Source organism: Alkalilimnicola sp. S0819 (assembly GCF_009295635.1).
GTDB lineage: Bacteria > Pseudomonadota > Gammaproteobacteria > Nitrococcales > WHIW01 > S0819.
Genome location: NZ_WHIW01000010.1, coordinates 18,158 through 36,560, shown reverse-complemented (window position 1 = coordinate 36,560; position 18,403 = coordinate 18,158). Strand labels below are relative to the sequence as shown.

Genomic DNA, 18,403 nt, shown 5'->3' with positions numbered 1-18,403 from the left:
GCGTCAGGGTGTTTCGGACAAGCCCCGCGTCCGGAAAGGTGAGCGCGATTCTATCTTGCGCTGCAACAACTTGTCGAGACAGGCGGAAAACCTCGTAAGAAATGGCTTACGCAGTGTCTACCTCGAAATGTCAGGCATGCCCCCCCTCGGGGGAGACTGATCAATCCCCACGGCCCCTTGGTCGCCTGGCGCGTTCGCCGCCGGGTCGAGAAACGCCGGGCTGGCGCGACGGCCCATGGGAATCGATCAGCGTCTCCGGAGGCGGCCTTGCGAGCTTTGCGCGAGACAGCTTCCCCCATGACGCACTGCGCCTTGATACCCCCCCGGGGCTCCGCCAGAATTGATTTCACGAACCTGCCCAGTCGGTGCCCAAGGAGGAGCCATGAGCCGCCACATCCGGTATCCCGAATCCGGCGAAAAGATCACCATCGTGGACGACCAGCTTCAGGTCCCCGACAACCCCATTCTTGGCTATGTGGAAGGCGACGGCATCGGCCCCGACATCACCCGCGCCTGTCTGCGCATCTGGGATGCGGCTGTGGAGAAGGCCTATGGCGGTCAGCGCAAGGCCCACTGGGCGGAGCTGTACATGGGTGAGAAGGCCGCCGGCCTCTATGACGGCGAGTATTTCCCCGAGGAAACGAAGGAGGCGCTGCAGGATCTGGTCGTCTCCATCAAGGGGCCGCTCACCACGCCGGTGGGCGGCGGCTACCGCTCGCTGAACGTCGCCCTGCGCCAGGATCTGGACCTCTATGCCTGTGTGCGCCCGGTGCGCCATTACCCCGGCGTGCCCTCGCCACTGCGCAAGCCCGAGGACGTGGACGTGGTGATCTTTCGCGAGAACACCGAGGACGTCTACGCCGGCATCGAGTACCAGTCCGGCAGCGAAGAGAACCGGAAGCTGGCCACGTTCCTCAAGGAGGAAATGGGCGCGAACTTCTTCGACGAGGCCGGTCTCGGCATCAAGCCCATCAGCCCCCACGGCACCAAGCGCCTGGTGCGCAAGGCCATCCAGTACGCCATCGAGCACAATCGGGAAAGCGTCACCCTGGTGCACAAGGGCAACATCATGAAGTTCACCGAGGGGGCCTTCCGCACCTGGGGCTATGAGGTGGCGCGGGAGGAGTTCGGCGACTGCACCATCACCGAGGAAGAGCTCTACGCCACCTACGGCGGCAAGCGCCCCGAGGGCAAGATCGTCATCAAGGACCGCATCGCCGACATCATCTTCCAGCTGATGTTGCTGCGGCCCAATGAGTTCGACGTGCTGGCCACCATGAACCTCAACGGCGATTACCTCTCGGATGCCTGCGCGGCGGAGGTGGGCGGCGTGGGCATCGCCCCGGGGGCGAACATGTCCAACCATGTGGCGGTGTTCGAGGCCACCCACGGCACCGCGCCCAAGTACGCCAACCAGGACAAGGTCAACCCGGGCTCATTGTTGTTCTCCGGCGTGATGATGCTGGAATACATCGGCTGGAAGGAGGCCGCCGACCTGATCACTGCCGCCTACGGCGAGGTGGTGAGCAGGAAAATCGTCACCTACGACTTCGCCCGCCAGATCGAGGGCGCCCACGAGGTCTCCACCAGCGGCTTCGCCGATGCCCTGATCGACCAGATCAACGGCGAGGTGGATGTGGCCAAGTACCGCCAGGAGCGCGAGGAAGCCGTGCGCCAGGACCGCCGGGTGCGCGAACTGCGCCGGGTCTCCTCGCCGCTGGAAGAGATGATCGCCTCCGGGCGCACGCCCCACACGGTCAAGGACCTGATGAACCCCAACCCCGTCTCCGTCCCGCCCAACACCACGGTGGAGGACGCCATGCACCTGATGCGCGACCGGGGCATCAGCAGCATCATCAGCCGCCCCGGCGAGGACGGCCAGTGGGGCATCATGACCCAGCGCGACGTGCTCTCGCGCATCGTCTCGGCCCACCGCCAGCCCGCCAGCGTGCGGGTGACCGAGGTGGCCACCAAGCCCCTGATCTCCGTGCCCGAGGACCTGAGCCTGCACGACTGCGCCGATCGCATGAGCCACCACAACATCCGCCGGGTTTGCGTGGTGGACGCCGCCGGCGAGCCCATCGGCATCATCTCCGACACGGATATCTTCGCCAGCGTCGAACAGTTCGGGCTCCCGGAGTAGCCGCGGGCGGGCGGGGTAACCGCAGAGGCGCCGAGGGCGCGACGTTACGCGGAGAAAGGCGGGGTTAGAAGCACAAAGGCACAGAGATCGACGCAGAGCGAAACGTTCCTGTGCCTCTGTGGTGAACTTCCCCCATGTCGTTCCTCCGCGTAACGCCGCGCCCTCGGCGTCTCCGCGGTCAACCCCCCATAATCGGTAAAGAACCACACAGGGACACAAGCTGTTATGGCAGACAATAACCGCGACGCCCCGCTGCGCGAGGACATTCGCATGCTCGGCGAGATGCTCGGCGAACTGCTGCGCGAGCACGGCGGCGAGCAGCTGTTCGAGGCCGTGGAGAGCATCCGCCAGTTGGCCAAGGACGCCCGGGCCGGCCAGGCCGAGGCCGAACGGGCGCTGGCCGAGCGCCTGAGCACGCTGGACGACCCCATGATCCTGCCCGTGGTGCGGGCCTTCACCCACTTTCTCAATCTCGCCAATATCGCCGAGCAGCACCACCGGGTGCGCCGCTCCCGCGCCTGGCAGCGGGACCCGGAGGCCGGCGCCCTGCTCGGCTCCCTGGACGAGGCCCTGCCCCGCCTGCTGGAGAAGACCGAGCCCGACGCGCTGCACCAGGCGGTCTGCGAGCTGAACATCGGCCTGGTGCTCACCGCGCACCCCACCGAGGTCTCCCGGCGCACCCTCCTGCGCAAGCACAACCACATCGCGGAGCTGCTGGATCAACGGGATCGCAGCGACCTCACGCCGGACGAGCAACTGGACACCGAGGATGCCCTGCGCCGGGAGATCGCCGCCGCCTGGCACACCGACGAGATCCGCACCCGCCGCCCCACCCCGGTGGACGAGGCCCGCTGGGGCATTGCGGTGGTAGAGAACACCCTTTGGGAGGCGGTCCCCCGCACCAGCCGCCGGCTCGACCGGCTGCTGCGCAAGCACACCGGCAAGGGGCTGCCCCTGGAGGTCGCCCCCATCCGCTTTGGCTCCTGGATGGGGGGGGACCGGGACGGCAACCCCCGGGTCACCGCCAAGGTCACCCGGGAAGTCTGCCTGCTGGGCCGCTGGGAAGCCGCCACACTGTATGAACAGGAAGTGGACCAGCTGGTGCAGGAGCTCTCCCTGCAGTGCGCCGATGAAGACCTGCGAATGCAGGTGGACGGCGCCTGGGAGCCCTACCGGCTGTTGCTCAAGCGGGTGCGCGCCCGCCTGCGCCTGACCATCGAATGGGTGGAGGCGCGCCTGCAAGGGCGCCAGCTGCCCCAGGGCGAGGTATACCTCCGCGCCGAGGAGCTGCGCAAGCCGCTGCTCGATTGCTACCACTCCCTGCACCGCTGTGGTGCCGGCGTGGTGGCCGACGGGCGTCTGTTGGACCTGCTGCGCCGCCTCGCCGTGTTCGACCTGACGCTGACCCGGGTGGACATTCGCCAGGAGTCCACCCGCCACACCGAGGCCATCAGCGCGATCACCGAAGCGCTGAATCTCGGTCGCTATGAGGATTGGCCGGAGGAGCAGCGCCAGGATTTCCTGGTGCGCGAACTGGAAAACCCCCGCCCGCTGATTCCGCGCGACTTCCAGTGCAGCGAAGAGGTCCGCGAAGTCCTGGACACCTTCGCGGTGCTGGCCGAGCTGGGGACGGAGTCCCTGGGCGCCTACGTCATCTCCATGGCCTCCCGGCCCTCGGACATCCTCGCCGTGGAGCTGCTGCAGAAGGAAGCCGGGGTGCGGGAGCACCTGCGGGTGGTTCCCCTGTTCGAGACCCTGGACGATCTGGAAGGCGCCGAGCAGTCCATGGAGCGGCTGTTCAGCGTGAACTGGTATCGCCAACGCATCCAGGGCCAGCAGGAAGTAATGATCGGCTACTCGGACTCCGGCAAGGACGCGAGCCACCTCACCGCCGCCTGGTCCCTGTACCAGACCCAGGAGAAGCTGCTCGCCGCCTGCCGGCGCAACAATGTGCGCCTTACCCTGTTCCACGGCCGCGGCGGCTCCGTAGGCCGCGGCGGCGCCCCCACCCATGCCGCCGTGCTCTCCCAGCCCCCGGGCACCGTGCAGGGCAGCCTTCGGGTGACCGAGCAGGGCGAGGTCATTCAGGCCAAATTCGGCCTGCCCGGCATCGCCCAGCGCAACCTGGAGCTGTACCTCTCCTCGGTGCTGGAGGCGACCCTGCAGCCGCCGGCGGAACCCGAGCAGGCCTGGCGCCAGCTCATGGACGCGCTGGCCGACACCAGCAAGCAGACCTACCGCCGCGTGGTGCGCGACACGGAAGGCTTCGTGCCCTACTTCCGCGCCGCCACCCCCGAGCAGGAGATCGCCGGCCTGGCCATAGGCTCCCGGCCTGCGAAGCGGCGCAAGACCGCCGGAGTGGAAAGCCTGCGGGCCATCCCCTGGATCTTCGCCTGGACCCAGACCCGCCTGCAGCTGCCCGCCTGGCTGGGCACCGGCGAGGCGTTGGCCCGGGCTCTGGAGGCCGGCCACGAAGCCGAACTGCAGCGCATGTACGAGCAATGGCCCTTCTTCCGTGCCTTCATGGATATGGTGGAAATGGTCATGGCCAAGGGGGACCCGAAGGTGGCCGCCCAGTACGACCAGCGGCTGGTGCCCGAGGAGCTGAAACCCCTGGGCGTGGAGTTGCGGGAACGCTTCGAGCAGACCCTGCGTGGCGTGCTGCGGGTCACCCGCCACCAGCGCCCGCTGGAATCCTCACCGGTGGTGCGCCGCTCGGTGGACGTGCGCAACCCGTACGTGGACCCGCTCAACCTGCTGCAGGTGGAGCTGCTGCACCGGGTACGCCACGGCCAGGAAGAGAAGCTGCGCAAGACCCTGCAGGTGTGCATCAACGGCATCGCCGCGGGGATGCGCAACACCGGATAGGCCACCGCCGGGGCCTATCGCGCACGGATCGCAAAGGCGCAACGGAGAAAGAAAAGATCCCCGGCGGGCGGGCAAAGCCATGATGGGCGCACCGCACCCTGGCTGGCCTGCCGCGCCCTCCCGAGGTCGTCTCTTTGCCGCTTTTCGGCCTTTGCGTGCGACAATCCCCCCTTTCCCGCAATCACCGACAACCGCTGACACGAGAACACCATGCCCAGCGATTACCGCCACGATTTCATCGACTTCGCCCTCTCCCGCGAGGTGCTTCGCTTTGGCGAATTCACCCTCAAGTCCGGCCGCATCAGTCCCTATTTCTTCAACGCGGGCCTGTTCAACACCGGCGCCAGCCTGGCGGAGCTGGGCCGCTTCTACGCCCGGGCGGTGATCGAATCGGGGGTGGCCTTCGACATGCTCTACGGCCCCGCCTACAAGGGCATCGCGCTCGCCTCCAGCCTCGCCATCGCCCTGGCCGACCATCACGGCCGGGACGTCCCCTACTGCTTCAACCGCAAGGAAGCGAAGGACCACGGCGAGGGGGGCATGCTCATCGGCGCGCCGCTCAAAGGCCGGGTACTCGTGGTGGATGACGTGATTTCCGCCGGCACCTCGGTGCGGGAATCCGTGCAGATCATCCGCGCCCAGGGCGCCGAGATGGCGGGAGTGGCCATTGCCCTGGACCGCCAGGAACGCGGCCAGGGGGAGAGCTCGGCGGTGCAGGAAGTGCGGCGCGAGCACGACGTGCCGGTGGTCAGCATCGCCGCCCTGGATGATCTGATCGACTACCTGCGCGCCCACGGGCGCATGGATGGGGATCTGGCGCGGGTGCGGGCGTACAAGGCTCGTTATGGAGCGGGTTGACCGGCAAAGACACAGCAACCGCAGAGGCGCAGAGAACACAGAGACCGATACACAGCGAAAGGCGCTTGTGTACACCCCTTCATGATCTCTGTGTCTCTGTGGTTAACTTTCCCTGGTCTTAACTCTACGAGACTCTGCGCCCTCCGCGTCCCTGCGGTTCCGCCCCTAGGGCAACTCAGGCGGCATATAGCGCCCGAAACTTCTCCGGCGCCGCCGACAGCACGTCGTTGCGACTGGCCAGGCGTACGTACCAGGCCCGCAACTGCTTGTACTCGCGCGGAATCGGCTCGCCGTAGAGCTCGGCCAGGGCAAAGCGCGGCCAGAGCGCGCAATCGGCCAGGCCCGGTGCCTTGCCGCTGAAGTACTCCTGCGCGCCCAGGCGCTGCTCCAACGCCGGTAGCGCGGCGTGGTACGCCGCCACGCCGGCGTCGATAAGCGCCTGATCCCACTCGGATTCGGGCTTGTCCCGCTTCTCGAAGACGAACGTCTTCGTGGCCTTGCCCAGGGGGTTGTCGGCGTAATAGACCAGGTTCCGCGCCTCCGCCCGGGCTCGGGGCGCGTCCGGCAGCAGAGCCGTGCCGGTCTCCGCCAGGTACTCCAGCATGGGCATGGACTCGGTGAGGACGAAGTCCCCGTCGATCAGCACCGGTACGGTGCGGTTGGGCGAGAGCCGCTCCCACTCGGCCAGCACCACCGGGTCTTCCCGGTTCAGATGCGCCACCTTGCGCCCCTGCAGCGCGGCGGCCATGCGCACGCGCCAGCAGAAGGGACACTCGGGCTTGTCGATCATGCGCAGTGTTTCACTCATAGCCTTACCAGACGCAGTTCCCGCAGATGATCCTCGACGAAGTCGATCCGGTCCTGCCCCCAGAAGATCTCCTCGCCGATGACGAAGCTGGGCACGCCCAACGCGCCGCGCTCCTGGGCCTCGTTCCAGTTGCGCTCCAGCACCGCCTGACGCTGGGGGTCGTCCATGGCGGCGGCCACGGCGCTCCGCTCCAGCCCCACCCGGTCGGCCACGTCCATCATCACCTCGGCGTCGCCAATGTCCCGGCCCTCGGCCCACTCGGCGCGCATGGTCTCGATGATGAATTCCCGCAGCAGACCTTGTTCCTCGGCCAGCAGGGATGCCGCTCCGGCGCGGGTGGGGTCGGTGGTCTTGGGCGGCGGGGTCAGCGGCACGCCCAGGCGGCGCGCCCAGCGGGCCACATCCTGGCGGGCGATGGGCATCTTCTTCACCGCGCGCTCCGGGGCGGAGCGCCCGCTCCAGCCGCCCAGGGGGCGCCAGACCAGATTGACGTGAAAGTTATCGAAAACGCCCCACATCCGCTTGCTCGCCAGGTAGCAGTAGGGGCTGCGGAAATTGAAAAACAGTTGGACGTCGACGGGCTCGACCATGACTCCTCCAGAATCGCTTGCCAGGTAGTGCCGGCGGGCACCGGCCTGCCCTTGTTATGAAAACGGGGCGCCCATGGGCACCCCGTTCGATGTGGACAACGCTATCGGCCCATGGCCTTGGCGCTCTTGCCGCCTATGCCCCAGTTGATCTTGGGCACGTCCTGGATCAGCACCCGCACCCGCTCTTCCGGGGTACCGGTGACCTCACTGATCGCCTGGGTGACCTTCTCGATGAGCTCGGCCTTTTGCGCTTCCGTGCGGCCTTCCAGGATCTGGATATTGGCAATGGGCATTGCGATGACCTCCTCAGGCGAAGCGGAAGGACAGACTACCCAGGCCCTGGGCGCGCAGGGTGACGTTGTCGCCCGCTTCCACCAGCACCGCAGCGGTGATCGCCCCGGAGAGAATCACGCTGCCGGCGGGGATCTCTTCACCGCGCTCGCCCAGCATGTTCGCCAGCATGGCGACGGCGGTGGCGGGGTGGCCGAGCACGGCGGCACCGGCGCCCACCTCCACCACTTCACCGTTCTTCTCCATCACCACGCCGATATTGGCCAGGTCCACATCCCGCGGGTCGGCGATCCGGCTGCCGGTGACGTAGCGCGAGGAGGAGGCGTTGTCGGCCACCACACTGATCAGGTCGAAGCGGAAGTTCTCATAGCGGGAGTCGATGATCTCCACCGCCGGCATGACGAAATCGGTGGCGGCCAGCACGGCACCAACGCTGCAGCCCGGCCCCTTCAGCGGCGCCTTGGTGACGAAGGCAATCTCGGCCTCGACCTTGGGGTGAATCAGCTTGCTGATGTCGATGGTGCCGGCTTCCGGCTGCTCGAAATAGTCGGCCAGGAAGCCGTAGACCGGCGTGTCCACGCCCATCTGCTCCATCTTGGCCCGAGACGTCAGGCCCATCTTCATGCCGACGATGCGGTTGCCCCGGGCTTCCTTGCGGCGGCGAATCTCCCACTGCACCTCGTAGGCCTCGGCCATGGTCATGTCCGGGTACTTGTCGGTGATTTTCTTGACGTCGTGGGCCTGCAGCTCGGCGTTCTCGAGGTGCTCGGCCAGTTCGTTGATCTGTTCCTTGGTGAGGCTCATGGGGCTCTCCGATTGTAAATACTGAAAGACTTGACCGCAGAGACGCAGAGTCCCGCAGAGAAAGGCATCAGGATGATCCAGATGCCTTTCGCTTTCCCTGCGTGTCCCGGCGGTTAAACCACGTTAAAGAGTTCAGCCGGCGACCTTGGCCGCCTTCTGTTCGCCCTTGAGCATGTCCAGGGCGACGTCGACGATCATGTCTTCCTGGCCACCCACCATGCGGCGCTTGCCAAGCTCCACCAGGATGTCCACGGTCTTCAGGCCGTAGCGTTCGGCGGCGGCTTCGGCGTGACGCAGGAAGGAGCTGTACACGCCGGCGTAACCCAGCGCCAGGGTCTCCCGGTCCACCCGCACCGGGCGGTCCTGCAGCGGGCGCACCAGGTCGTCGGCGGCGTCCATCAGGGTGTAGAGATCGGTGCCGTGGTTCCAGCCCATGCGCTCGGCGGCGGCGATGAACACTTCCAGCGGCGCGTTGCCCGCGCCCGCGCCCATGCCGGCCAGGCTCGCATCCACCCGGTCACAGCCCTCTTCCACCGCGACGATGGAGTTGGCCACACCCAGGGAGAGGTTGTGATGGGCGTGAATGCCGGTCTCGGTCTCGGGCTTGAGCACGTCCTTGAACGCGCGGAAGCGATCCCGCACATCGTTCATGTTCAGCGCGCCGCCGGAGTCCACCACGTACACGCCGGTGGCCCCGTAGCTCTCCATGAGCTTGGCCTGCTCCGCGAGCCCCTGGGGGGTCTGCATGTGGCTCATCATCAGAAAGCCCAGGGTGTCCATGCCCAGTTCCCGGGCATACTCGATGTGCTGCCTGGACACATCGGCCTCGGTGCAGTGGGTGGCGACGCGTACCACACGGGCGCCGGCGTCATAGGCGGCGCGCAGGTCCTGCACCGTGCCGATGCCCGGCAGCAGCAGGGTGGCGACCTTGGCGTGCTGCACGGTCTCGGCCACCGCTTCGATCCATTCCAGATCGGTGTGGGCGCCGAAGCCGTAGTTGAAGGAGCTGCCCTGCAGGCCGTCGCCGTGGGCGACTTCGATGGAATCCACCTTGGCCTTGTCCAGGGCGGCGGCGATCTGTTTGACGTTCTCGACGCTGTACTGGTGACGGACCGCGTGGGAGCCGTCGCGCAGGGTCACATCGGAGATATAAAGCTTCTTGGACATCTCTCGCCCTCCTTAGGCCGCTTCGGCGACCAGCTGCTTGGCCAGCATCTCGCCGGTGCCCAGCGCGGCCGACGTCATGATGTCGAGGTTGCCGGCGTAAGACGGCAGATAATGGGCCGCACCTTCCACCTCCAGGAAGATGGTGGTCTTCAGACCGGCCATCTTGCCCACACCCGGCACGTTCAGCGGCGAGTTGTCGTCGAACAGCTCGAACTGCACGTCCTGCTTCAGGCGATAGCCCGGCACGTACTTGTTGACGGCCTCCACCATCTCGGCCACCGAGGCGGCGATCTTGTCCTGATCGGCCGGGTCGGACAGGGTGTAGATGGTGTCGCGCATCAGCAGCGGCGGCTCGGCGGGGTTGAGGATGATGATCGCCTTGCCCTTGGTCGCGCCACCCACCACTTCCAAGGCCTTGGAGGTGGTCTCGGTGAACTCGTCGATGTTGGCGCGGGTGCCGGGGCCGGCGGACTTGCTGGAGATCGAGGCGACGATCTCGGCGTAGTGCACCTTGGCGACCCGGGAGACCGCGGCGACCATGGGGATGGTGGCCTGGCCACCGCAGGTGACCATGTTCACATTGGGCTGATCCAGGTGCTCATCCAGGTTCACCACCGGCACGCAGTAGGGGCCGATGGCCGCCGGGGTCAGGTCGACGATCTTGATACCCGGCTTGGCTTCGCGCAGCGCCTTGTCGTTGACCAGGTGCGCCTTGGCCGAGGTGGCGTCGAAGACCACGTCGATATCCTTGAATTCGGGCATCTTGATCAGACCATCCACGCCCTCGGCGGTGGTGGCGACACCCATGCGGCTGGCGCGGGCAAGGCCGTCGGAGGCGGGGTCGATGCCGACCATCACGCCCATCTCCAGGTACTCGCCGTGGCGCAGAATCTTGATCATCAGATCGGTGCCGATATTGCCCGAACCGATGATGGCGGCTTTCAGCTTCTTGGCCATCGTTGAATCCTCCGTATCCCTTTGGGGCTTACGTTTGCTGTCAGTTTAGGCAAAACGCACCGAGGCGGTACCCAGGCCGCCGATACTCACGTGCACGTGGTCGCCGGGGGCCACCGGCAGCAGCGGCACCAAGGAGCCGGAGAGAATGATCTCGCCGGCTTTCAGCGGAATGCCGAATTCACCCAGGGTGTTGGCCAGCCAGGTGACACAGTTCACCGGCGAGCCCAGGGCCGCGGCGCCGGCACCGGTGGCGACAACCTCACCGTTCTTCTGCATCACCATGCCGCAGCTGACCAGGTCGAACTGACGCGGGGTGAGCGCCGTGTCGCCCAGCACGAACACGCCACAGGATGCGTTGTCGGCGATCGTGTCCTCGATCTTGATCTTCCAGTCCTTGATACGGGAATCGACGATCTCGAAACAGGGCATCACGCACTCGGTGGCGGCCAGCACCTGGGCGTTGGTGACGCCCGGGCCAATCAGGTCACGCTTGAGGATGAAGGCGATCTCGCCTTCGGCCCGTGGCGCGATCATCTCGGTGGAGGCCGGCAGCGCATCGCCGTTGGCATGCAGCATGCGATCGGTCAGATAACCGAAGTCCGGCTGGTGCACATTGAGCATGCGCTGAACCGCCTTGCTGGTCACGCCGATCTTCTTGCCGATGACACGCTCGCCCTCGGCCACCCGGCGCTCCAGCAGCCGGGTGGAGATGTGGTAAGCGTCTTCGATGCTGAAATCGGACTCCCGCTCGGTGATGGGCGCCACGGCCTTGCGGCCGCGCAGCGCCTCGAACAGTTCATCGCCGTAGTGTTGGATCTTCTGCTTGTCCATGTGCCTTCCTTAGAGCTTGATGCAGACGTTGCGCAGTTCGCTGTAGAACTCCAGGCCGTGCACGCCGCCTTCGCGACCAACGCCTGAGGCGCCGTTACCGCCGAAGGAGGTGCGCAGATCCCGCAGGAACCAGCTGTTCACCCACAGCATACCCACATCCAGCACCTGGCCCATGCGGTGGGCACGCGAGACGTCCCTGGTCCACACCGAGGCACCCAGGCCATAGCGGGTGTTGTTGGCCAGCGCCACCGCTTCCTCTTCCGTGTCGAAGGGGGCGATGTGCACGCAGGGGCCGAACACCTCTTCGCAGGCGGGGGCATCGGTTTCCTTCAGACCGGTCCAGATCGTCGGCTGCACCCAGAAACCGCCCTGGAGCTCTTCGGGCATCTCGGGCACACCGCCGCCGGTGACCACCGTGGCGCCCGCCTCCTCGGCCTTCTTGAAGTAGGACAGCACCTTCTGCTGGTGTTCCTCGCTCACCAGCGGGCCCAGGTTGCAGCTGTCGTCATTCCAGGCACCGGGCCTGAACTGTTCCACGGCCGCTTTCAGGCGGGCGACGAACTCGTCGTGGATGTCACGCTGCACGTAAACGCGCTCGGTGTTGAAGCAGACCTGGCCGCAGTTGATGAAGATCGAGCGCAGGTGGCCGTCGATGGCCGCGTCCATATCCGCATCGTTGAACACCAGGGACGGGTTCTTGCCACCCAGCTCCAGGGACACGGGGCGCACGCCCTTGGCGGCGGCACGCATGATCACCTCCCCCGTGCGGCTCTCGCCGGTGAAGGTGATGCCGTCCACGTCCGGATGCTCGGTGAGATAGGCGCCGGCGGAATCCGGACCGAAACCATGCACCACGTTGTAGACGCCCTTGGGAATGCCCACTTCGTTCATCACCTCACCCAGCAGCGCGGCGGTGGTGGGCGTGATCTCGGAGGGCTTGACCACCACCGTGTTGCCGCAGGCCAGCGCCGGCCCGACCTTCCAGGTCATCAGCAGCAGCGGCAGGTTCCAGGGGGCGATCACGGCGAGCACGCCGCGGGGCTTGCGCACGCCGTAGTTGACCGCACCGGCGCCGTCCGGCGTGTCGGTGAAGAAGCTCTCGGTGGGAAAATTCTTCACGTGATCGGCAAAGAAGCCGAAGTTGGCCGCACCGCGGGGGATGTCCACATGGGAGGCGAGAGAGGCGGGCTTGCCGGTATCCAGGCACTCGGCTTCCAGGAACTCGTCAAAACGCTCATTGATGCGCTCGGCGACCTTCTTCACCAGCGACAGGCGCTTCTCCACGGACATGCGGCCCCACTCGCCGTGCAGCGCTTCGCGGGCGGCGGCGACGGCGGCGTTCACCTCGTCCCGACCGGCTTCGTGCACCTTGCCGAACACCTGGCCATTGGCCGGGTTGACGTTGTCGAACTGCTTGCCGCTCTTGGAGCCGACATATTCACCGTTGATGAAATGCTTCACTTCTTTCATGGGATTCACTCCTCAGTGCTGTCTTTACAGCCCCAGCGCGGCAAGCCCCGCCCGGGCGCACAATTGATCCTGTTCCTCCGAACCGCCCGAGCAGCCGATGCCGCCCACGCACTCACCATCGACGATCAGCGGCAGCCCACCACCGAACATCACCAGGCGCGGCCGGCTACCCAGCCCCGCCTTGAGGTTCTCGTTGCCCGCCACGACCCGATCCCAGTCCGCGGTGGAAAAGCCGAAGCTTGCCGCCGTGTACGCCTTGTCCTCGGCGATGCCGATGGAGTGCAGCGGCGCACCATGCATGCGCCCGAAGGCCATGGGCGTGCCGGCACGGTCCACCACGGCCACGTTCATGCGCACGCCGAGCTTCTCGGCTTCGCGCAGCGCGGCACCCACTGCCTGCTGGGCGGCGCGCCAATCCAAGCCGCTTGCGGACACGGTAATCTGCATACTGGACTCCTCCCGAGACCGTTTATTGAAGCGTATATCCTGACGAGCAAACTTCAAAATCTCGATATTTTCGCCAATAGTGTACACTTAGGATCTCGCTGTCAACACTCGAAAGATGCTCGACACTTTATGTTGTTATACTGCGCGGGCGAGACTGACGGAGGCACCGTGGCCAGAAATGAAAAAGAAGTGCCGGAACTGCAGGGCACCCTGTCAGATCAGGCCTATCGACGTTTGAAGAACGACATCGTGCACGGGCGCTTGGCTCCGGGCACTCGGCTGGCCGTGCGCCAGCTCTCCGATAGTTACGAGATTGGCGCCAGCCCCATCCGCGAGGCCCTCCACCGACTGGTGGGCGAGGGCCTGGTGGTGGCTATCGGCCAGCGGGGCTTTCGCGTACCCCCCATCTCGCTGGAAGATCTGCACGACGTGACCCGCACCCGGGCCATGATCGAGGCCGAAGCGCTACGCCAGAGCCTGCGCAAAGGCGATGACGCTTGGGAGGCCAATGTGGTGGCGAGCTTCCATCAGCTGAGCAAGCTGGAACGGGAGGGCGACCCCAGCGCCGATTTCGGCGAGTGGGAAAAGCGCAACCAGGCCTTTCATCAGGCGCTGGTGGCGGGCTGCGATTCACGCTGGATGCAGCGCCTGCGCGGCATCCTCCACGATCAGCACCGCCGTTACCGCTACCTGAGCATTCACAACAGCTCCCACCGCCATGTGGCCGAAGAGCACGAGGCCCTGCGCGATGCGGCGATCAACCGCGACGAGGAGCGCGCCACCGAAGTGCTGATGGCTCACATCGGCCGCACCGAGAGCACGGTGGTGGAGATCCTGCGCGATCAGGAAGGCGCCAAGCGCAAGCCACGCCGGACGCGCAGCACCGCGGAAGACTGACTTGGACGCAACGGACCGGCCGGCGGGGGGCGAGGGGGAGGCCCCGCGGGAACTGGACGAGGAGCTGTTGCGCCGCCACCTGAAGCTGCGCCAATTGGTGGTGCTGGACACGGTGCTGGACACCAGCTCGCTGGTGGAGGCGGCGGAGGTGCTGAACCTCACCCAGCCGGCCATCAGCAAGACCATCCACAATCTGGAGCGGACCCTGGGCGCCCCCTTGCTGGAGCGCAGCAACCGGGGCGTCAAACCCACCGTCTTCGGGGAAGCGCTGCGCCGCCGCGTCAAATCCATCCTCTCCCAGCTGCGCCGGCTGGGCGATGACATCAACGCACTGAAGGGCGCGACCGGCGGCCATGTGGTGGTGGGCACATCCATCTCGGCCGCGGCCTGGCTGCTGCCCAGCGCCATCCTTCGGCTGCAGCGCCACGCCCCCGATATCCGCATTACCCTGCGTGAGGGCACCAACGACCAGCTCATACCCGGTCTGGTCACCGGGGAGCTGGATCTGGTGGTGGGGCGCATCCCGCAGAAAGTCTACGCCGGCGTGCGCCATCAGCCGCTTTATACCGAGGCGCTGGAGGCTGTCGCCCGCCCCGGGCATCCGGCCAGCACCAGCGCGTCGCTGGGCCTTGCCGCGCTGGCCGACTACCCCTGGATACTCCCCATCAGCCAGTCCCCGGTGCACGAGGCGCTGGAGCGCATGTTCCGCGAAGCGGGCCTGGGGCTGCCGCGCCGGGTGATCGAATCCCTGTCCATACTCACCAATCTGAGCCTGCTGCGGGGCAGCGATGCGGTGGGGGTGCTGCCTCGGGCGGTGGCGGAACACTACGCTGCCCGCGGCGAGCTCAGCCGGCTGCCGGTGCGCTTCACGGAGCCCTTTGGCGAGGTCGGGGTGAGCCGCGCCGAAGGGCGCGACAGCGCACCGGCGGTACGCGCCCTGAGCGAGGCGCTGGCGGCGGTGGCACGGGAGCGAGGCCGCCAGGGTGAATAGCACGCAGCCCTTGGGTGGCGGAGACGGGCCATGCTGCTCGGTCTGACCCTCATTCTCGCCTGCCAGCTCGCCGGTGAGCTGCTCTCCCAGCTGCTGCAGCTCCCGGTGCCCGGGCCGGTACTGGGTATGGTGATTCTGCTGATCGCGCTGCTGCTCCATGGCCGCGTGCCGGCGGGGGTGCGCGTGGTGGCCGAGAACCTGCTACGCTACCTGCCGCTGCTGTTCGTGCCGGCCGGAGTGGGCCTGGTGGTGCACGGCAGCCGCCTGGCGGCGGATGGCTGGGCCATTGCCGCGGCCATCATCGGCAGCACCGTGCTCGCCCTGCTGGTGACGGCGGCTGTGCTGTCGTGGCTCACCCGCGGAGCGCGCCATGAGCAATGAGCTTGGCCGCATCTGGGTGTATCTGGCCGCCCAGCCACTGCTGTGGCTCACCCTCACAGTGGCGGTCTTTCTCGCCGCGGGCTGGCTGCAGCGCCTGGGGCGGGGCTTTCCCCTGCTGCACCCGGTGCTGCTGTCCATGGCGGTGCTGATCGGCGTACTCTCGCTTACCGGTACCGACTACGATACCTACTTCGACGGCGCCCAGTTCATTCACTTTCTGCTCGGCCCCGCCACGGTGGCCATCGCCGTACCGCTCTACGACAACCGCCACCAGATCGGCCCGCTGCTCTGGCCGCTGCTCGCCGCCTGCCTGGCGGGGGTGAGCGCGGCCGCCGCCAGCGCCGTGGGCATTGCCGCACTGCTGCGCGCGAGCCCCCAGACCCTGCTCTCGCTGGCACCGAAATCGGTCACCTCCCCCATCGCCATGGGCATCGCCGAGAAGCTGGGTGGGCTGCCGTCGCTGACCGCGGGCATGGTGTTGATCACGGGTATTTTCGGCGCGCTGGTCGCGGGGCCGCTGTTCCGTTGGCTGCGCATCCGCGACGAGCGCGCCCGGGGGCTGGCCCTGGGGGTGGCGGCCCACGGCTTCGGCACCGCCCAGGCGCTGGGCATCAGCACCCTGGCGGGCGCCTTCGCCGGCCTGGGCATGGGGCTTGCCGGGGTGTTGACAGCCTTTCTGCTGCCGCTGCTGGCTGGCCTACTGGGCGGCTAGAAAGGCGTAGGCGTCACCGTCACGTTCGATACGCCCGATGGACGGCGGCAGGAAATGCCCCGGCACCACCCAGGTCTCGGTACCGGCAAGCTCCGCGAGCACGCGCTGGCGAGTACGCCGGGCGCCTTCCGGGTCCACACAGAACCGGGTCGAGACTTCCGGGCGCAGCAGCTGCAGGGGATGGTGGAGCAGATCGCCGCAGACCACCGCCCGAGCGCCTTCGCTCTCCAGATGGATGAGCGCCGCCCCCGGCGTGTGCCCTGGCGCGATCTCCAGGTGCACACCGGCCAGCGGTGAATGGCCATCGGCCACCAGCTCCGCCTGCCCTGAATCGATTACCGGCAGCACGCTGTCACGGAAGGAGCCGTAGAGGATATTCCCCTCCGGCCCGGCAGCCCGGTGCTCGTCCAGCCAGTAGTCGTACTCCCGTTTGGCGAACACATAACGTGCATTGGGGAAGGTAGGCACCCAGCGGCCATTCTCCAGCCGGGTATTCCAGCCCACGTGGTCCGCATGCAGATGGGTGCACATCACCAGATCCACGTCCTCCGGACGCACCCCTTGGGCGGCGAGCTGCTCCAGATAGTCGCCCTGGCGGCGATGCCAACCGGGGCGGGCCGGGCGCTCCTTGTCGTTGCCACAGCAGGTGTCGATCACGACGGTCTTGCCCGCGATGCGCGCGACGGTGGAGTAGAAGCTCAGACACAGCGCGCCCTGCTCCAGGTCCACGTGGCGCTCGCCGATGCGCCGCGCCACCGCCGCCAGGTCCTCGGGCGCGGCATCGGGGAAGATGTCGTGCAGGCCGAAACGCTCGCAGGGGATATCCACCAGCTGACGCAGCTGCGCGGCGCCCAGGCTCAGCGGTGCGAGGGCCGCGCCGGCATTCCGCTCATTCATAAACGCTCTCCAGCCAAGCTTCGCTCAACGCCCCACCAGCCACAGGGACAGCGAGGGGATGAAGGTCACCAGCAGCAGGGCCACCAGGCTGACCGCGATGAAGGGCAACAGGGCCCGGTACAGGGCCGGTAGGTTCCCGCGGAACAGGCCCTGGACGATGAAGATGTTCAGGCCGATGGGCGGCGTGAACATCCCTATGGACAGGTTCAGGGTCATGATGATCCCGAAGTGCACCGGGTCCACGCCCAGCGCCACGGCGATGGGCAGCAGCAAGGGGGTCATCACCAGGATGGCCGAGGCCGTGTCCATGAAGCAGCCCACCACCAGCAGCAGCAGGTTGATGGCGATGAGCAGCACCCAGCCAGGCACCGGCAGCTCGGTCAGCCAGCCGGCCAGCGCCTGGGGAATGCCGTTGACCGTGAGCATCCAGGCGAACACCCCGCTGGCGGCGACGATCACAAGGGTCTGGGCGGTCAGGTGCATGGCGCGCACGGCGGATTGCCACAGGTCCGCCAGCCGCAGGCTCGGCTCCGCGAACAGGGTCACCAGAATGGCGTAGGCACAGGCCGCGCCCGCGGCTTCGGTGGGCGAGAGGATGCCCAGATAGATCCCGCCCAGCACCACCACCGGCATGCCCAGCGCCAGCCACGCCCGCCGAGTGGCCCGCAGCAACCGGCGCAGGCTGAAGGCTTCGCCCGCGGTGCGGCGGCCGGCCCGCCAGGCGATGTACAAGGCCAGGCACAGCGCCAGCACGAAACCCGGAATGATCCCGGCGATGAACAGTTCCGCCGCCGACTCCTCGGCGGCGATGCCGTAGAGGATCATGGCGATGGACGGCGGTATCACCGAAGCGATGGCCGCGGACGAGGCGATCAGCGCCTGGGCGAAGGGCGTATCGTAGCCTTCCTCGAGCATGCGCCCGTGGGAGATGCGCCCGATGGCGCCCACGGTGGCCACGCTGGAACCGGATATGGCACCGAAGAAGGTGGAGGCACCGACCGTCGCCACGCCGGTGCTGCCCGGCAGGCGCCCCATGCCCGCACCGGCCCAGTCCATCAGCTTGTGGGCCTGGGTGCCGCGGGCCATGAGCTCGCCGGCGAAAAGGAAGAAGGGAATGGCCAAGAGCGCGCTCTTGTCCAGGCTGGCGAACAGGTACTGATGCACCGCCATGCCGGGGACATCCATGATGACCACGATACCCACGGCGGCGGCGGCCAGCAGCCCGACGAACACCGGCAGGCCCAGCAGCACCAGTACCAGGGGAATGAAAAGCAGAAACCAGGCCATGACG

General features: G+C 66.9%; 18 protein-coding genes and 1 pseudogene. 8 read left to right on the top strand and 11 right to left on the bottom strand.

The genetic code is table 11. The features are described from left to right. Positions 1-382 precede the first annotated feature (382 nt). From icd to pyrE, 4 genes and pseudogenes are all read left to right on the top strand, one after another. Positions 383-1,621 (top strand): annotated as a pseudogene (gene icd / locus GBG68_RS09620) (isocitrate dehydrogenase (NADP(+))); the annotation flags it as partial. A gap of 105 nt (positions 1,622-1,726) precedes the next feature. Further along, positions 1,727-2,143 carry a cyclic nucleotide-binding/CBS domain-containing protein gene (locus GBG68_RS14685; protein WP_319020498.1) on the top strand — a complete coding sequence of 139 codons (417 nt, stop codon included), beginning with the start codon at positions 1,727-1,729 and terminating at the stop codon, positions 2,141-2,143. 225 nt (positions 2,144-2,368) lie between these two features. After that, entirely contained in the window at positions 2,369-5,011 is a 2,643-nt protein-coding gene (gene ppc, locus GBG68_RS09615; RefSeq protein ID WP_152146735.1) for a phosphoenolpyruvate carboxylase, read from the top strand. Positions 5,012-5,221: 210 nt separating this feature from the next. Then, entirely contained in the window at positions 5,222-5,869 is a 648-nt protein-coding gene (gene pyrE / locus GBG68_RS09610; protein WP_152146734.1) for an orotate phosphoribosyltransferase, read from the top strand. A 175-nt stretch (positions 5,870-6,044) separates the two neighbouring features. Here the strand turns inward: pyrE and GBG68_RS09605 are convergent, their stop codons facing one another. From GBG68_RS09605 to GBG68_RS09565, 9 genes are all read right to left on the bottom strand, one after another. Further along, complete coding sequence (locus GBG68_RS09605; protein ID WP_152146733.1) at positions 6,045-6,677, bottom strand: glutathione S-transferase family protein; 633 nt, start codon at positions 6,675-6,677, stop codon at positions 6,045-6,047. Continuing rightward, the gene (locus GBG68_RS09600; protein ID WP_152146732.1) at positions 6,674-7,267 is read right to left on the bottom strand and encodes a 2-hydroxychromene-2-carboxylate isomerase; all 594 of its coding nucleotides are present in this window, start codon (positions 7,265-7,267) and stop codon (positions 6,674-6,676) included. The genes GBG68_RS09605 and GBG68_RS09600 overlap by 4 nt, the downstream gene beginning before the upstream one ends. Before the next feature lie 101 nt (positions 7,268-7,368). Further along, on the bottom strand, positions 7,369-7,560 hold the full coding sequence (locus GBG68_RS09595; RefSeq protein WP_152146731.1) for a 2-hydroxymuconate tautomerase: 192 nt from the start codon (positions 7,558-7,560) through the stop codon (positions 7,369-7,371). 13 nt (positions 7,561-7,573) lie between these two features. Then, positions 7,574-8,362 carry a 2-oxo-3-hexenedioate decarboxylase gene (gene dmpH, locus GBG68_RS09590; protein WP_152146730.1) on the bottom strand — a complete coding sequence of 263 codons (789 nt, stop codon included), beginning with the start codon at positions 8,360-8,362 and terminating at the stop codon, positions 7,574-7,576. A 132-nt stretch (positions 8,363-8,494) separates the two neighbouring features. Then, positions 8,495-9,529 carry a 4-hydroxy-2-oxovalerate aldolase gene (gene dmpG / locus GBG68_RS09585; RefSeq protein ID WP_152146729.1) on the bottom strand — a complete coding sequence of 345 codons (1,035 nt, stop codon included), beginning with the start codon at positions 9,527-9,529 and terminating at the stop codon, positions 8,495-8,497. Positions 9,530-9,541: 12 nt separating this feature from the next. After that, positions 9,542-10,486: an acetaldehyde dehydrogenase (acetylating) gene (locus tag GBG68_RS09580; RefSeq protein ID WP_152146728.1), complete on the bottom strand. Its 945-nt coding sequence runs from the start codon at positions 10,484-10,486 to the stop codon at positions 9,542-9,544. Positions 10,487-10,531: 45 nt separating this feature from the next. Beyond that, on the bottom strand, positions 10,532-11,317 hold the full coding sequence (dmpE, locus tag GBG68_RS09575; protein ID WP_152146727.1) for a 2-oxopent-4-enoate hydratase: 786 nt from the start codon (positions 11,315-11,317) through the stop codon (positions 10,532-10,534). 9 nt (positions 11,318-11,326) lie between these two features. Next, positions 11,327-12,787, bottom strand: coding sequence for a 2-hydroxymuconic semialdehyde dehydrogenase (locus GBG68_RS09570; protein WP_152146726.1), 1,461 nt, complete (start codon positions 12,785-12,787; stop codon positions 11,327-11,329). 24 nt (positions 12,788-12,811) lie between these two features. After that, a complete protein-coding gene (locus GBG68_RS09565) occupies positions 12,812-13,234 on the bottom strand; it encodes a GlcG/HbpS family heme-binding protein (protein ID WP_152146725.1) in 423 nt (140 codons plus the stop codon). A gap of 168 nt (positions 13,235-13,402) precedes the next feature. Here GBG68_RS09565 and GBG68_RS09560 point away from each other — a divergent pair, with 168 nt between their 5' ends. Genes GBG68_RS09560 through GBG68_RS09545 form a run of 4 tightly spaced genes read left to right on the top strand, consistent with a single transcriptional unit; the run spans position 13,403 to position 16,215 of the window. After that, on the top strand, positions 13,403-14,131 hold the full coding sequence (locus tag GBG68_RS09560) for a GntR family transcriptional regulator (protein ID WP_226801758.1): 729 nt from the start codon (positions 13,403-13,405) through the stop codon (positions 14,129-14,131). Between the two features lies 1 nt (position 14,132). Then, positions 14,133-15,122 carry a LysR substrate-binding domain-containing protein gene (locus GBG68_RS09555; protein ID WP_152146723.1) on the top strand — a complete coding sequence of 330 codons (990 nt, stop codon included), beginning with the start codon at positions 14,133-14,135 and terminating at the stop codon, positions 15,120-15,122. A 30-nt stretch (positions 15,123-15,152) separates the two neighbouring features. Beyond that, on the top strand, positions 15,153-15,503 hold the full coding sequence (locus tag GBG68_RS09550; RefSeq protein ID WP_152146722.1) for a CidA/LrgA family protein: 351 nt from the start codon (positions 15,153-15,155) through the stop codon (positions 15,501-15,503). After that, complete coding sequence (locus tag GBG68_RS09545) at positions 15,493-16,215, top strand: LrgB family protein (protein ID WP_152146721.1); 723 nt, start codon at positions 15,493-15,495, stop codon at positions 16,213-16,215. The genes GBG68_RS09550 and GBG68_RS09545 overlap by 11 nt, the downstream gene beginning before the upstream one ends. On the opposite strand, the gene GBG68_RS09540 is transcribed toward GBG68_RS09545, so the two are convergent. Together GBG68_RS09540 and GBG68_RS09535 are read right to left on the bottom strand one after the other, a co-directional pair. Beyond that, on the bottom strand, positions 16,201-17,112 hold the full coding sequence (locus GBG68_RS09540; RefSeq protein ID WP_152146720.1) for an MBL fold metallo-hydrolase: 912 nt from the start codon (positions 17,110-17,112) through the stop codon (positions 16,201-16,203). The genes GBG68_RS09545 and GBG68_RS09540 overlap by 15 nt on opposite strands. Positions 17,113-17,136: 24 nt before the next feature. Beyond that, on the bottom strand, positions 17,137-18,399 hold the full coding sequence (locus tag GBG68_RS09535) for a TRAP transporter large permease (RefSeq protein WP_152146719.1): 1,263 nt from the start codon (positions 18,397-18,399) through the stop codon (positions 17,137-17,139). Positions 18,400-18,403 lie beyond the last annotated feature (4 nt).

Excerpts from the sequence above, each read along its gene's own strand:
- GBG68_RS14685 (WP_319020498.1), top strand. The coding sequence starts at position 1,727 with ATGATCGCCTCCGGGCGCACGCCCCACACGGTCAAGGACCTGATGAAC.
- ppc (WP_152146735.1), top strand. The coding sequence starts at position 2,369 with ATGGCAGACAATAACCGCGACGCCCCGCTGCGCGAGGACATTCGCATG.
- pyrE (WP_152146734.1), top strand. The coding sequence starts at position 5,222 with ATGCCCAGCGATTACCGCCACGATTTCATCGACTTCGCCCTCTCCCGC.
- GBG68_RS09605 (WP_152146733.1), bottom strand. The coding sequence starts at position 6,677 with ATGAGTGAAACACTGCGCATGATCGACAAGCCCGAGTGTCCCTTCTGC.
- GBG68_RS09600 (WP_152146732.1), bottom strand. The coding sequence starts at position 7,267 with ATGGTCGAGCCCGTCGACGTCCAACTGTTTTTCAATTTCCGCAGCCCC.
- GBG68_RS09595 (WP_152146731.1), bottom strand. The coding sequence starts at position 7,560 with ATGCCCATTGCCAATATCCAGATCCTGGAAGGCCGCACGGAAGCGCAA.
- dmpH (WP_152146730.1), bottom strand. The coding sequence starts at position 8,362 with ATGAGCCTCACCAAGGAACAGATCAACGAACTGGCCGAGCACCTCGAG.
- dmpG (WP_152146729.1), bottom strand. The coding sequence starts at position 9,529 with ATGTCCAAGAAGCTTTATATCTCCGATGTGACCCTGCGCGACGGCTCC.
- GBG68_RS09580 (WP_152146728.1), bottom strand. The coding sequence starts at position 10,486 with ATGGCCAAGAAGCTGAAAGCCGCCATCATCGGTTCGGGCAATATCGGC.
- dmpE (WP_152146727.1), bottom strand. The coding sequence starts at position 11,317 with ATGGACAAGCAGAAGATCCAACACTACGGCGATGAACTGTTCGAGGCG.
- GBG68_RS09570 (WP_152146726.1), bottom strand. The coding sequence starts at position 12,787 with ATGAAAGAAGTGAAGCATTTCATCAACGGTGAATATGTCGGCTCCAAG.
- GBG68_RS09565 (WP_152146725.1), bottom strand. The coding sequence starts at position 13,234 with ATGCAGATTACCGTGTCCGCAAGCGGCTTGGATTGGCGCGCCGCCCAG.
- GBG68_RS09550 (WP_152146722.1), top strand. The coding sequence starts at position 15,153 with ATGCTGCTCGGTCTGACCCTCATTCTCGCCTGCCAGCTCGCCGGTGAG.
- GBG68_RS09545 (WP_152146721.1), top strand. The coding sequence starts at position 15,493 with ATGAGCAATGAGCTTGGCCGCATCTGGGTGTATCTGGCCGCCCAGCCA.
- GBG68_RS09540 (WP_152146720.1), bottom strand. The coding sequence starts at position 17,112 with ATGAATGAGCGGAATGCCGGCGCGGCCCTCGCACCGCTGAGCCTGGGC.
- GBG68_RS09535 (WP_152146719.1), bottom strand. The coding sequence starts at position 18,399 with ATGGCCTGGTTTCTGCTTTTCATTCCCCTGGTACTGGTGCTGCTGGGC.